The following is a 13,965-nucleotide window of genomic DNA, read 5'->3' on the forward strand; positions in this document are numbered from 1 at the left end:
GAACGCCTGAAATTTGCAATTTCCTGGCGGGAGATGGAGGGTCTTTATTAATTGGCGTGTGACGCGTTCATTAATCTGTGTTTTATCCGTTTAGCGAAAGGCGGCGGCCCGACAACGCGCTCACCCTTGCTGTTCAGAGTAGATCCGTGACGACATCCACCGTATCGAACTCGATGAACAATTCCGCGCCCAACGAGGCGCCTACTGATGCAATCGGCATATTGGGGCGGTTCTCTTTCCCGAAATATGATTTTTCTAGCGCATGGAGGGCGCGCTGATAATCAGGGGACTGGAAATCCGTGAGTACCTTTACTTCATAAATAACGTTCTGGATGAGGAAATCGTTCGCAAGACAGCGCGTCGCGCCCTTGAATTGAACGCGAACCCGGTCTTTCCTGTTGTCGAACATCAAGGCAAGCTCAACGATGCTTGCCTCACGGTCCGCGGATACGCCCATCAAATACCAGTCATGGAACGCATTGAATTTCTTGATAAGGTCCATCGCGTAATTCCTTCAGGGACTCCAGGGGCTGAATGGAACAACATAATCGCCGCCATCTCGCACACCGTTGTCCCAATTGTGCGCGTGGGGCTTCAATCCGTTGTGTACATGGTCAAAGTCGAGATCAACGACCGGCTTTCTATCATCCCCGTACAGCCGCATTTGCCCGCTACCTGGGTTTGTGTACCAGGTTCCCGGGTCTCCGAGGTTCGGAGTCCTGGCTACATCGAATGAACCTTCGTCAACCTGGTTGGGCGAGTACTCGAACGGCTGCGCATCGCCCAGCGGCGTTGAGACCGGCGTGGCGATGGTCCCATCGGGTAGCACGTCGCCGGGGCGAGCGTGCCAGATCGCGAGACCATCGTCGGCGGCCAGCCGCGGCAGTATGGGACGCTCGAATGACCGCGCGGCAGGCACGGCGGCCAGCGCGCGCCGGAAGAGCTGCGACGGCGTGACGGTCGCATAGTACGGCCTGACCGTCTGCTCAATGGGCGAACTGCGTGCGCCCGAGGCTCGCGGCTTAGGCACGACAGCAATCACATCGCCGCTCTCGACGGCGCACTGTAGCGCTCGAACGAGTTGCTCAGGCGCGGGGCCGCTTGCATATGCGCCGCCCTGGGCATGGCGCATGAACCTGGCGAGCCGGGCTAGCTGGCTCGCGTCGCGCGTGAGCTCCCATGAACTTGCCGAAGTAATGAACTGGCGGCCGGTGCGCACTTCGTCGCTGGACGTGTTGCCGCGATATTCGTGCCGCGTGTAGAGCGTGCAGCCCCGACGGGCCCCCACTTTCAAGTCAATCGCCATCCGCCTCCCTCGTGCGATCAGATCAGTTGGTATACCTATCACGGGGGCTCCATTGCACGCTGCAAAAAACGAAGCCCTCAAACCGCCGCGAACGCTGCAATACCTCTATGGCGGCCCGGAGAACGCACGGCGGCGCGACTTACGAGACCTCGTAACATTGTGGAAGACTGTCAAGAAAACAGTAGGAGCGTCGATGGTTTGGCCAATGCGCATCAGGTTGCTGATGGCGAACGCTTCCGTGCCGACGCATATGGAAGAGCCGTACGCGGTCGTTTCGCGAGACTAGCTGACTCATAGCGAGATATCGCCGCAGAGGCATTGTTCAGCCACACCTTCTAGTCTTTTCATCGGACGACTCTTTTTCCGACATGAGACCCAGCCTAAAGTACGAGACTTCAATCTGGCATCAAGGTCGTCATGCAAATCGATACACCTGCAATCCCGGCATCGTTGGAAGGACATTCAACCTCCGCGGGTCAATGGCTCTCCGTCATAGCGGTAGCGGTAAGCGCATTCGCCTTCGTCACGGCCGAGTTTTTGCCTGTCGGGCTGTTGCCGCAAATCGCACACGACCTCGGCGTGTCGACCGGTGTCGCTGGCCTCATGGTCACCACGCCCGGCGTGATGGCCGCGATATTGGCGCCGACGCTGATAGTCAGCGCGGGCCGCATGGACCGCCGGTACGTTTTCCTGCTCCTCACTGCGGTACTGTTGATCGCGAACATCGTGTGTGCCATCGCACCGAACCTCGCGATCATGCTCGTAGGACGGGCTCTGCTTGGCGGCGCGCTGGGTGGCTTCTGGACTCTGGCGACGGCGGCGGCTCCTCGACTCGTGCAAGCAAAGGATGCCGCCAAAGCGACCGCGACCATTCTGACCGGCGTGACCTGCGCAACCGTGATCGGCGTGCCGCTCGGGACGTTTATCGCGTCGTTTGCATCGTGGCGCATGGCGTTCGCCGCCACCGCGGGCCTCGTGTCGCTCGCCTTACTGGCGCAGGCGTTCCTCGTGCCTTCGTTGCCGTCGGCATCGGCGTTGCGGATCGCCGATTTCAAAACCCTGCTTGGCCGGCCTCATACGAGGTTGAGCATGGTGATGGTCGCGCTCGTCTTCGGCGCGCATTTCTCGACCTATACGTATATTGCGCCGCTGCTCGAACACGACTTCTCGTTGAGCGCCATCACGCTGTTGCTGTTCGGATTCGGTCTGATCGGCTTCTTCTCCAATGCGTTGACATCGATGGTGATTTCGGACCATCTAAAGAAATCCGTCGCCGCGATGGTTCTGCTGCTATTGGGCGCGTTTTCGTCGATGTTGCTGCTCGAACATTCGCCGATCGGCGAGACCGCGGGGATGCTGCTGTGGGGAATCGCGTTCGGAGCGCTTCCGCTTTGCTTCAGCGTGTGGATTCAGCGCGGCACGACAGACCTGCCCGAAGCGGGGTCGGCCATGTTCGTCAGCATCATCCAGGTGGCGATTGCGGTGGGCTCGGCAGTGGGGGGCACCATTGTCGACCGTGCGGGCGTTCACGCTGACTTCACGCTGGGACTTGGACTCGCGCTACTGGGCCTCGTGGCACTGCAACGGCTTGCTGTATTGGAACGGCCGGCCACGGCGGCTTCCCTTGATTGCGCCTGCGATGCGTCGGTTGACTGACGCGTCGAGACAGTACGTCGCGTGACTGGACCGCACCGCGCTAGCCAACTGTGGCGACCGCCAGGCGACCGAATCCGTCAAACAGCCGTCTTCACGACTCTGGGTTGAAACGGGGCGTTGAGCGACACGTCGCCAGCGGCCTCGTTGCGGGCGGCGCTCGTCGATAGATAGCGCAAACAGCACACGCGCAAAAAAGACGCGAAATTCAACGGCTCTTCGCCGCGCAAGGCGACCAGTTCGTCGTGAAGCTTCACTACGAACTGGGTCGTCGTCACGTTCTCGCGGTTGGCGATTTCCCGAAGCACGTCCCAGAAGAGATTTTCGAGCCTCACCGTGGTCACGACGCCATGAATGCGCAGCGCGCGCGTACGCGACTCGTAGAGGATCGGATCAGCGTTGACATAGACGTTGCACATACGTTCAGCCTTTCTCGCGAATGATGATGTCGCAGGACGCGAAGCGCGCGGCGCGGGCGCTCATGCCGTCGTGATCGAGCGTAACACGGTTGGTCGCCCGCGATGCCGCGCCTCGGTCGAAGCGCGCTCCTTCAATGCGCGATGCGCGTGCCCAGCAGCGCAAGGAACTGCGCGAGCCAGTTCACGTGCGAGGTCCATGCGGGCGCGGTGACGAAGTTCTCGTCCGTGATCGCATCAGGCCAGTCGAGCGCCACGTACTGCGCGCCCGCGAGCTTCACTTCGGGCGCGCAGGCCGGATACGCCGAGATGCGCCGGCCTTCGATCACACCTGCCGCAGCCAGCAGTTGCGCGCCGTGGCAGACCGCGGCAATCGGCTTCTTCGCTTCGGCGAATTGGCGCACCCAGCCGATCACCTCGTCGTTGAGCCGCAGATATTCGGGGGCGCGGCCGCCGGGCACGAGCAGCGCGTCATATTGCGCGGGGTTCACCGACGCGAAATCGGCGTTCAGCGTGAAGTTATGTCCACGCTTTTCGGTGTAGGTCTGATCGCCTTCGAAGTCGTGGATTGCGGTGCGAATCGCGTCGCCCGCGCGCTTGTCGGGCGCGACGACGTCCACCGAATGCCCGACTGCCGCCAGTGCCTGAAACGGCACCATCAGCTCATAATCTTCGACGAAATCGCCGGCGATGATAAGAATTCGCTTTGACATGCTTCGTCTCCTCTCGAATGGGGTGGGAAATGGCGAGGCGGACGCGCTATCGCGGTGTGAAGGCGGCGGCCGTTGAGAAGCAATATAGCGATCGACGCAGTGGGCCAGGTAATACGCGGCTAAATGCCGACCAGGGATTTCACTGAGCTGAACCGGAATTCAGCCCGAATGCGGCAGACGATCGCGGTAGGTGGAGCAAAGAAAAAGAGTCGCGCTCCATTCGAGTGCGACTCTTTTATCATTGGGAACGTCCATTCAACCGCGCAGATTCGACACACATCGCTGCAGCACCTTGCGCAGCGTATCGACCGGGATTTCCGTTACTCCGTCCAGCATGGACGCTTCGAGCGCGTCGATCGCCGAATCGCATTCCTGTAGTACCCGACGCCCTTCGTCGGTCAGAAACAGATGAATCAGTCGACCGTGGGTAGGATGCCCCACGCGTCCGACCCAACCGTTGGCTTCCATCGTCTTGACAACTTCGTTGGCCGACTGCGGCGTGATGAACGAGCGTTCGGCGAGTTTCGCATTGGTCATCGCGCCGCTTGCGCTGATGACGGAGAGCGCGGTGAACTGAGGCAAGGTCAGCCCGAATTCACCCAGTACATCGATCAAACTGCGTTTGAGCAGGCGGTCGAGTTGGCCGACCACATAGGAAACGCGGGAAGGTGGCGCACCGGTTTTCGTTGAACCGGCCTGTTTGGCAAGGGGCGTTCGCCGCTTCTCCATTGTCTTGATCATTATCAGGTTGCCTTAGGTGTTTCTACCAGGCATATCATATTCTACTTTCAATATCAGGCCTCCTGAGACTAGACTCATCATCAATTCCGCGGGCGCTGTGGGAAGGAGTCTGATAAGTGGCGCAAGATCATTGTCAGAAATCTTCTCCTTCCCATGGCCGCTTCGTCGAAGAACGAAGCGTGGCTCGCCTCTGGCAATTCAATCAAAGGTGAAGGAGACGTCATGTCAAGTGTTGCTAATCGGTCGAGTGCGGTGGGCTCCAGTACTGCACTAACGTTGGCATTGTGCTTTCTCGTCGCGGTGTTGGAGGGTATCGACCTGCAGTCCACTGGCGTTGCGGCGCCTCGAATGGCGCACGAGTTCGGCTTGTCGGTCAGCCAGTTGGGGCTCGCTTTTAGCGCCGGCATGTTGGGGCTTTTGCCGGGCGCGATGATCGGTGGCAGACTCGCCGACCGGATCGGCCGCAAGCGCGTTCTGATGATCTCGATGGCGATATTCGGCATCTTCTCGATTGCGACCGCGCAAGTCTGGAGTTTCGAAAGTCTGCTGATTGCTCGCGTGCTGACGGGAATCGGGCTCGGCGGCGCGATGCCGAACCTGATCGCGTTGTCGTCCGAGGCGGTCGATGCGCGTCACCGCAACACGGCGGTTAGCGTCATGTATTGCGGTATGCCGCTCGGCGGCGCGCTTGCCGCATTGATCGCCGTACTGAGCGCGGGTGCTACCGCGTGGCGTCATATCTTCTACGTGGGCGGAGTCGGACCGCTGATCATCATTCCGCTGCTGATGGCATTGCTGCCTGAGTCGCGCGAATTCGCCACCGAATCGCGGGAATTCACGACGGCGGACAAGCCGCTCCTTTCGACGCGCGAAGTCCTGTTCGGCGAGGGGCGCGCCGCCGCGACGATCGGTATCTGGATCAGCTTCTTCTGCACGCTGATCGTTCTTTACTTCCTGCTGAACTGGCTGCCTTCGTTGACCGTGGGGCGCGGCATGAGCCGTTCGCAGGCCGGGATTGCCCAGATCTTTTTCAACGTCGGCAGTGTGATCGGCGTACTGGGCATCGGTCTGCTGATGGACCGCTTCAGACAAGGCCTGTCAGTCACGGCAATCTATGCGTGCATCGTCGGCGCATTGGTCGCGCTTTCGCAAGTCGCCAGCATCGAGACGCTGTCCGTTGCCGTGCTGTTTGCCGGGATGGGCGTCGTCGGTGCGCAGTCGATGCTGTATTCGCTGTCCGCCGCCAGCTATCCGACCAGCGTGCGTGGTACGGGAGTCGGCGCCGCGGTGGCGGTGGGACGCGTCGGCTCGATTGTCGGCCCCGTAGCCGCCGGGCAATTGCTTGCGATGGGAAAGAGCTCGGCGCTCGTCATCGGCGCGAGCGTGCCGGTGACGATCATCGCGGCGATTACAGCATTGCTCGTCATTCGCTCCAACGCCGCGAAACGCTAACTCTTCGTTGATGGACCCAGCTGGCCCGGCGTTTTCGCGCCGGGCCATTTTTCATGCGTCATTCGTGATTCGTCGTGCCTCGGGCCCGCAGATCAAGCAACCGGACGGCGTTCTCCTTCAGAACGAGCGGCTTTACTTCGGGCTTGATGTCGAGCGTATCGAAGTCTTCGAGCCAGCGGTCCGGGCGGATCAGTGGGAAGTCGGACGCGAACAGCACCTTGTTGCGCAACAGCGTGTTCGCATATTTGACCAGCTCCGGCGAAAAGTACTTCGGCGACCAGCCCGACAGATCGATATACACGTTCGGCTTGTGCAGCGCGATCGACAGCGCCTGCTCCTGCCATGGCCAGGAGGGATGCGCGATCACGATCTTCATGTCAGGGAAGTCGGCGGCGACATCGTCGAGGTAGATCGGCTCCGAATACTTGAGGCGCAAACCGCCGCCGCCGCGCATGCCCGAGCCCATGCCCGAGTGTCCACTGTGAAAAACCGCCGGCAGCCGGTACTCGGCAATCACTTCGTAGAGCGGGTATGCCATGCGGTCGTTGGCGAAGAAACCCTGCATCGTGGGGTGAAACTTGAAACCGCGCACGCCGTGCTCCTCGATGAGCCGCCGCGCTTCGCGCGCGCCGAACTTGCCTTTGTGCGGATCGATGCTCGCGAACGCGATCATGATGTCGCGGTTGTTCTGCGCGAACTCCGCGACCTCTTCGTTCGAAATGCGACGGCGCCCGATGTTCGCTTCGCAGTCGACGGTAAACATCACGAAGCCGATATTGCGCTCCCGATAGTGCTCGATCGTTTCGGGAATGGTTGGGCGGCGCCCTTGTTTGAGCACGGTGCCGAAGTATTTGTCGGCGGCTTCGTCGAATTCTTTGGCAAACAGGTCCGGCGGTTGGCAGCACGACACCTCGGCATGCACGTGGGTGTCGATGGCCTTCAGTTGATCGATGTTCAATGGGGTCTCCTATGTGTAATCAAAGCTGATGCGTCAGGCTGCGCGAAGATTGCGCACGCACGTCAACAGCAGGTTTTTCAGCATCTGTGAATCGTGTTCATCGATTTCGCCGAGCATCGATTGCTCGACCCTGTCTGCGGCACTGTCGCACTGAGCCAGCAATGTTTCGCCGGCCTTCGTCAGCGACAGCAGCCCGACGCGGCGGTTGAGCGGACCGGCCACGCGCGTCACCCATCCATTCGCTTCCATCGATTTGACGACCGCGCTGGCCGCTTGCGGCGTGATCAACGAGCGCTGCGCGAGTTGTGCGTTCGACGAACGTGCGCGCGCCCGCAGCACCGACAGCGCGGTGTATTGCGGCAACGTCAGACCATGCGAGGCCAGCGCTTCGGAAAGCTGCCGCGTGAGAATCTTGTCGAGCTGCCCGGCCAGGTAGCTGAGACGCACCGGAGCGGCAGCGTGCCTTCGATCGCGCAGGTTGCGCCGCGCCGTGGCGCGCGGTGTCGTTTCAGACCCTGACGGCTTTCTCGAGATCGTCGGCATAGGCGCTTAGGGGTTTGTACCAAGACTTCGATATTGTACTTTACTTATCAGGTCACCTGATATTAAATTGAGCTCAGGCCGCGAGGGCGGCATTGATACGGAGAAGCAGATGAGTTACGAAGGACGCTGGAAAACGGTCAAGGTCGCGGTGGAAGGCGGAATCGCCTGGGTCACGTTCAATCGTCCGGATAAGCGCAACGCGATGAGCCCGACGCTGAACAAGGAAATGATCGACGTTCTCGAGACGCTCGAACTCGACGCCGAAGCCCAGGTTCTCGTGTTGACCGGCGAAGGCAGTGCATGGACGGCCGGCATGGACCTGAAGGAATATTTCCGCGAAGTGGACGCGGGCCCGGACGTGCTGCAGGAGCGGATTCGCCGCGACGCGAGCCGCTGGCAATGGCAATTGCTGCGCATGTACTCGAAGCCGACGATCGCCATGGTCAACGGCTGGTGCTTCGGCGGCGGCTTCTCTCCGCTCGTCGCCTGCGATCTCGCGATCGCCGCGGACGAAGCCGTGTTCGGCCTGTCCGAAATCAACTGGGGTATTCCGCCGGGCAACCTCGTGAGCAAGGCGATGGCCGATACCGTCGGTCATCGTGAAGCGCTGTACTACATCATGACGGGCGACACCTTCACGGGTCCGCAAGCCGCGAAGATGGGTCTGGTGAACAAAAGCGTGCCGCTCGCGCAACTGCGCGAAGAAACGATCGCTCTCGCGGCGAAGCTGCTGAACAAGAACCCGGTCGTGCTACGCAACGCGAAGCATGGCTTCAAGCGTTCGCGCGAACTCACGTGGGAGCAGAACGAAGACTACCTGTACGCGAAGCTCGACCAGGCGAACTATCGCGATCCGGAAGGCGGCCGCGAACAGGGCCTCAAGCAGTTCCTCGACGACAAGAGCATCAAGCCGGGCTTGCAGACCTACAAGCGCTAAGCGGCGCACTTCAGCGGGACGACCGAGGAGACGAACACATGCATCAAACGAACCTTTTGATTGGCGGCGCGAAACGTGCCGCCTCGAACGGCAAGACCTTCGAGCGCATCAATCCGGCGACGGGCGCGGTTGCCACCCGCGCCGCGGCGGCCACCGTCGAGGATGCCGATGCGGCCGTCGCCGCGGCGGCGCGCGCGTTCCCGGCATGGGCGGCGCTCACGCCGACGGAGCGCCGCAAACGCCTGCTCGCCGCCGCCGAGCGCATGGACGCGCGTACGGCCGAGTTCATCGAGATCGGCGCGGCCGAAACGGGTGCGATGGCGAACTGGTACGGCTTTAACGTCATGCTCGCGGCCAACATGCTGCGCGAAGCCGCGGCGATGACGACGCAGATCGACGGCGCGGTGATTCCGTCCGACGTGCCGGGCAGCCTCGCAATGGCCGTGCGCCAGCCGTGCGGCGTCGTGCTTGGCATGGCGCCGTGGAACGCGCCCGTGATCCTCGCGACGCGCGCGCTCGCCATGCCGCTCGCGTGCGGCAACACGGTCGTGCTGAAGGCATCGGAAGGTTGTCCCGGCGTGCATGCGCTGATCGGCGAAGCGCTGAACGACGCGGGTCTCGGCGAAGGCGTCGTCAACGTGCTCACGCATGCGCCGGAAGACGCGCCCGCGATCGTCGAGCGTCTGGTCGCGAATCCTGCCGTGAAGCGTGTGAATTTCACCGGTTCGACGCGTGTCGGCCGCATCGTCGCCGAGCTGTCCGCGCGCCATCTGAAACCCGCATTGCTCGAACTGGGCGGCAAGGCGCCGGTGCTCGTGCTCGACGACGCGGACCTCGACGCCGCCGTCGAGGGCATCGCGTTCGGCGCGTTCTTCAATCAAGGGCAGATCTGCATGTCGACGGAACGCGTGATCGTCGATCGCAAGGTTGCCGATGCGTTCGTCGAAAAGCTCGTCGCGAAAGCGCGCACGCTGAAGGCAGGCGATCCGACACAGCCGGGCTCGATCCTCGGCACGCTCGAGAGCGAAGCCGCCGCGCGGCGCATTCGCGCGCTGGTCGAAGACGCCCGCGAAAAGGGTGCGAAGCTGCCGCTCGGTTGCGAGGTGAAAGGCGCGATCATGCAGCCGGTGATCGTGGAGAACGTGACGCGCGAGATGAAGCTTTATGCCGATGAATCGTTCGGCCCCGTGGTGACGGTGCAGCGCGTGGACGGCGACGAAGAGGCGCTGACGGTCGCCAACGATAGCGAGTACGGCTTGTCGGCCGCCGTGTTCAGCCGCGATATCGCGCGCGCGATGAACGTCGCGAAACGCATCGAGTCGGGCATCTGCCACATCAACGGCCCGACCGTGCACGACGAGGCGCAGATGCCGTTCGGCGGCGTGAAGGCGAGTGGTTATGGGCGCTTCGGCAGCAAGGCGTCGATTCCCGAGTTCACCGAGTTGCGCTGGATCACGGTGCAGACGAGTCCGCGTCATTATCCGATCTAGGCGTCGGCTCCCGGCCGCAACGATTGCGGCCACCGCATCCTTGCATGAAATGGCACAATCAGGAGACAGGTTTTGGAATCGGAGCACAGCCACGCAAGCTCTCTGGCGACCGGATACCGGAGCGTCGCCATCGGAGCGCCTTCAGCGCGGATCGAGAAACGCGGCGACTGCTGGTACCTCGAGACACCTGAACCTCTGGGTCCGTTTCCGGAGCGCTTTACGGACCGCCTGCTGAGCGGCGCACGCGCGCATCCCGACCGGCTGCTCGTCGCACGACGCGATGCCGGTGGCGCGTGGCAGGGCATCACGTATGCGCAGATGCTCGAGCGCGCGCGTGCGATCGGGCAGGCGCTGCTCGATCGCGATCTCAGCGCGGAACGCCCGTTGGTGATCCTGTCGGGCAACAGCGTCGAACACATGCAACTCGCGCTCGGCGCGATGTGGGCGGGTATCGCTTATGCACCCGTTTCGCCGGCCTATTCGTTGATGTCGGGCGATTACGGAAAGCTGCGCCATGTCCTCGAACTGCTCAAACCGGGTCTGGTCTACGCGGACGATATCGGCGCATACACAGCGGCGCTCGATGCCGCGCTGGGAAGCGACGTCGAACGTGTCAGCGCGGTGCCCGCGCCAAACGCGTCGAGAGTGACGCGCTTCGACGCATTGCTCGACACGGCCCCGCGCGACGTCGATGCTGCCAACGCGCGCGTGAACGGCGACACGATTGCGAAGTTCCTGTTCACGTCCGGCTCGACGAACCTGCCGAAAGCCGTGCCGACGACGCATCGCATGCTGGGCGCGAACCAGCAGATGCTGCTCGAAACCTTTCCGCAGTTCGGCATCGAGCCGCCGGTCCTCGTCGACTGGCTGCCGTGGAATCACACGTTCGGCGGCAGCCACAACGTCGGCATCGTGCTGTACAACGGCGGCACGCTCTATATCGACGACGGCAAACCCGTGGCCGGCAAATTCGACGAGACGCTGCGCAATCTGCGCGAGGTCGCGCCGACCATCTACTTCAACGTGCCGAAGGGTTGGGAAGAACTGACCATCGCCCTGGAAAAGGATGCGGCGCTGCGCGAGCGGTTTTTCTCGCGCGTGAAGATGTATTTCTTCGCGGGCGCCGGTCTGTCGCAGGCGGCGTGGGAGCGTCTCGAGCGCGTAACGCTCGAACATTGCGGAGAACGCATCCGCATCATGGCCGGGCTCGGCATGACCGAGACCGCGCCGTCGTGTCTGTTCACGACGGGACCGGTATCGTGCGCCGGCTATATCGGCTTGCCGCCGCCCGGGTGCCAGGCCAAGGTCGCGCCCGTCGATGGCAAATTCGAAGCGCGCTTTCGCGGCCCTCACGTGATGGGCGGTTACTGGCGAGCATCGCAGGCGCTTCAGAGCAGCGTGTTCGACGACGAAGGTTACTACCGCACAGGAGACGCCGTGCGTTTCGTCGACCCGCAACGTCCCGAACTGGGCCTGATGTTCGATGGCCGCATTGCGGAGGACTTCAAGCTTGCGTCGGGAACGTTCGTCAGCGTCGGGCCGATGCGCGCGCGCATCATCAGCGAAGGGGCGCCCTACGTTCAGGATGCCGTCATTACGGGGATGAATCGCGACGAAGTAGGCGCGATGATTTTTCCGCGCCTCGACGCGTGTCGCTCGTTGGCGGGTTCGCCCGCCGATGCGAGCGCCGAGGACGTGCTCAACACGGCCGCCGTGCGCGCATTCTTCAGCGAGCTCGTCGCGCGGCTGAATCGGAGTGCGACAGGCAGTGCCTCGTTCATTGCCCGCATGCACCTGCTGAGCGTGCCGCCGTCGCTCGACCTCGGCGAGATCACCGACAAAGGCTCGATCAATCAGCGCGCCGTGCTCCAGCACCGGGCCGCGCTCGTGGAAGCGATGCACGAAGCCGACGCCGCCGACGCGACCGTGATCCATGCGCGCAGAGGCAGCTAGTCCAGGGACAGGAACAAATGACGTTGACTTATAAGGCGCCGCTACGCGACATGCGCTTCGTGATAGACGAGTGGCTCGACGCCACTTCGTGGTGGCGCGACGTGCCCGACTGGCAAGACCTCGACTCGCAGACCGCGCAGCAGGTGCTGGAAGAAGCGGCGCGTTTCGTCGAGGAGCGCATCGCGCCGCTCAACGCGAGCGCCGATCTCGAAGGATGTCGTTTCGACGCGGGCAAGGTGACGACGCCCGCGGGCTTTCGCGAGTCCTACGCGGAATTCGTCGAAGCGGGTTGGCCGACATTATCGCTCGACACCGGGCACGGCGGACAGGGCCTGCCGCAGCTTCTGGACGTCGCGCTTCAGGAAATGCTCGCGGGCGCCAACCATGCATGGTTGATGTCGCCCGGGCTCACGCACGGCGCGACGGCATGCTTGCAGACGTATGGCAGCGAACGCGTAAAAAAGGCATTGCTGCCGAAAGTCGCGAGTGGTGAGTGGCTAACGACGATGTGTCTGACCGAGTCCCAGGCCGGCAGCGATGTCGGCCTGATCCGTTCGCGCGCGACTGAAGCACCGGGCACCGACGGGTATTTCATCGACGGCAGCAAGATCTTTATCAGCGGCGGCGCGCACGATCTGACCGAGAACATCGTTCATCTGGTGCTCGCTCGAATGCCCGATGCGCCGCCCGGCACGAAAGGGTTGTCGCTGTTCGTCGTGTCGGAATGGCTGGAAGACGGCGACGGTGGGCGCTCGTGCAATGGTGTCTATTGCGAAGGCATCGAAAAGAAAATGGGCCTGAAAGGCAGCCCGACCTGCACGATGCGCTTCGAACGCGCATTCGGTTGGCTCGTCGGTGAAGCGCATCGCGGTCTCGCGTGCCTGTTCGTGATGATGAACGCGGCGCGGCTGCAGGTTGCGATGCAGGGCCTCGGGCATGCGCACACCGCGTGGCAACGCGCGCACGCTTACGCGCAGGAACGCGCGCAGATGCGTGCAGTGAGCGTGCCGCCCGGTGCGAACGTCGCACCGGGAAAGGCTGCGCCGATCGCGTTTCATCCGGCCATGCGGCGGATTCTGATGGAGCTGCGCGCGATCGTCGAAGGCGAGCGCGCGATCGGTTACTGGACCGCGCATTGGCTCGACATCGCCGCACGTCATGCCGATGCCGCTGAACGGGAACAGGCGGCGCAGCTCGCATCGCTGTTGACTCCGATTGCAAAGGCGTTTTTTACGGCCAACGGTTTTGGCGCTGCATCGAACGCGCTGCAGGTGTTCGGCGGCTACGGCTACATCCACGAGTACGGCATTGAACAGACGTTGCGCGATAGTCGCGTGTCGATGTTGTACGAAGGCACCAACGAAATTCAGGCGATCGATCTGCTGATTCGGAAGGTGTTGCCCGATGGGGCGGTGGCGTTCGATGTGCTGCTTCGCCACGTGCGCGCGGAAGCGCGGCTGTGCCAGGAGTCCGATCCGCCGGTTCGTGCCGCCGGCGTGAAGCTCGCAGAGCTAGCACAGACAGTGGAGAGCACGACACGGTCGATCAAGGCACGCCACGCGCAAGACCCGGAGACGGCATACCGGGTCGCGGACGACTATCTCGCGATGCTTGGCTGGATGCTGCTGGCGTTCGCATGGGCGCGCACGCTGCGAATTGCGACGCCGCAATGCGAGGCGGAAACGTTCTATGTGGAGAAGCGGGAGACGGGCCGCTTCTTCTTCGACTACCCGCTCGCGGCCTTCGCTTATCGCCGCAGCCTCGTTGAAGCCGGTTGCGAGGCAACGCTGCCGTACGTTTGAA

The 13,965-nt window shown here is 62.4% G+C and carries 13 protein-coding genes; 6 read left to right on the forward strand and 7 right to left on the reverse strand.

The genetic code is table 11. The features are described from left to right. Window positions 1–133: 133 nt before the first annotated feature. Window positions 134–502, reverse strand: a complete 369-nt coding sequence (locus F6X39_RS15660) for a hypothetical protein (protein ID WP_184032352.1) — start codon at window positions 500–502, stop codon at window positions 134–136. 12 nt (window positions 503–514) lie between these two features. Continuing rightward, window positions 515–1,306, reverse strand: a complete 792-nt coding sequence (locus F6X39_RS15665) for a hypothetical protein (protein ID WP_187617259.1) — start codon at window positions 1,304–1,306, stop codon at window positions 515–517. A 417-nt stretch (window positions 1,307–1,723) separates the two neighbouring features. Between F6X39_RS15665 and F6X39_RS15670 the strand changes: the two genes are divergently transcribed. Continuing rightward, a complete protein-coding gene (locus F6X39_RS15670; protein ID WP_187617260.1) occupies window positions 1,724–2,962 on the forward strand; it encodes an MFS transporter in 1,239 nt (412 codons plus the stop codon). A 77-nt stretch (window positions 2,963–3,039) separates the two neighbouring features. On the opposite strand, the gene F6X39_RS15675 is transcribed toward F6X39_RS15670, so the two are convergent. The 3 genes from F6X39_RS15675 to F6X39_RS15685 all read right to left on the reverse strand — a co-directional run bounded on the left by F6X39_RS15675 (window position 3,040) and on the right by F6X39_RS15685 (window position 4,829). Beyond that, window positions 3,040–3,378, reverse strand: a complete 339-nt coding sequence (locus F6X39_RS15675; RefSeq protein ID WP_184052147.1) for a ribbon-helix-helix domain-containing protein — start codon at window positions 3,376–3,378, stop codon at window positions 3,040–3,042. A gap of 131 nt (window positions 3,379–3,509) precedes the next feature. Then, window positions 3,510–4,088, reverse strand: a complete 579-nt coding sequence (locus F6X39_RS15680; protein ID WP_184032364.1) for a DJ-1/PfpI family protein — start codon at window positions 4,086–4,088, stop codon at window positions 3,510–3,512. A gap of 255 nt (window positions 4,089–4,343) precedes the next feature. After that, entirely contained in the window at window positions 4,344–4,829 is a 486-nt protein-coding gene (locus F6X39_RS15685) for a MarR family winged helix-turn-helix transcriptional regulator (protein ID WP_090808939.1), read from the reverse strand. 222 nt (window positions 4,830–5,051) lie between these two features. Between F6X39_RS15685 and mhpT the strand changes: the two genes are divergently transcribed. Further along, a complete protein-coding gene (mhpT, locus tag F6X39_RS15690) occupies window positions 5,052–6,281 on the forward strand; it encodes a 3-(3-hydroxy-phenyl)propionate transporter MhpT (RefSeq protein ID WP_184061885.1) in 1,230 nt (409 codons plus the stop codon). Between the two features lie 58 nt (window positions 6,282–6,339). Here mhpT and F6X39_RS15695 read toward each other — a convergent pair whose 3' ends face one another. Continuing rightward, window positions 6,340–7,239, reverse strand: a complete 900-nt coding sequence (locus F6X39_RS15695; protein WP_184061884.1) for an amidohydrolase family protein — start codon at window positions 7,237–7,239, stop codon at window positions 6,340–6,342. 33 nt (window positions 7,240–7,272) lie between these two features. Continuing rightward, window positions 7,273–7,686 carry a MarR family winged helix-turn-helix transcriptional regulator gene (locus tag F6X39_RS15700; protein ID WP_316251692.1) on the reverse strand — a complete coding sequence of 138 codons (414 nt, stop codon included), beginning with the start codon at window positions 7,684–7,686 and terminating at the stop codon, window positions 7,273–7,275. Window positions 7,687–7,891: 205 nt separating this feature from the next. Between F6X39_RS15700 and F6X39_RS15705 the strand changes: the two genes are divergently transcribed. The 4 genes from F6X39_RS15705 to F6X39_RS15720 all read left to right on the forward strand — a co-directional run bounded on the left by F6X39_RS15705 (window position 7,892) and on the right by F6X39_RS15720 (window position 13,964). Then, a complete protein-coding gene (locus F6X39_RS15705; protein WP_187617262.1) occupies window positions 7,892–8,719 on the forward strand; it encodes a p-hydroxycinnamoyl CoA hydratase/lyase in 828 nt (275 codons plus the stop codon). 38 nt (window positions 8,720–8,757) lie between these two features. Continuing rightward, complete coding sequence (locus tag F6X39_RS15710; RefSeq protein WP_187617263.1) at window positions 8,758–10,209, forward strand: aldehyde dehydrogenase; 1,452 nt, start codon at window positions 8,758–8,760, stop codon at window positions 10,207–10,209. A gap of 72 nt (window positions 10,210–10,281) precedes the next feature. Beyond that, window positions 10,282–12,162, forward strand: a complete 1,881-nt coding sequence (locus F6X39_RS15715) for a feruloyl-CoA synthase (RefSeq protein ID WP_187617264.1) — start codon at window positions 10,282–10,284, stop codon at window positions 12,160–12,162. A 17-nt stretch (window positions 12,163–12,179) separates the two neighbouring features. Then, complete coding sequence (locus F6X39_RS15720) at window positions 12,180–13,964, forward strand: acyl-CoA dehydrogenase family protein (RefSeq protein WP_187617265.1); 1,785 nt, start codon at window positions 12,180–12,182, stop codon at window positions 13,962–13,964. The last annotated feature ends 1 nt before the right edge of the window (window position 13,965 follow it).

It is taken from the genome of Paraburkholderia sp. UCT2 (assembly GCF_014397665.1).
Taxonomy (GTDB): domain Bacteria; phylum Pseudomonadota; class Gammaproteobacteria; order Burkholderiales; family Burkholderiaceae; genus Paraburkholderia; species Paraburkholderia tuberum.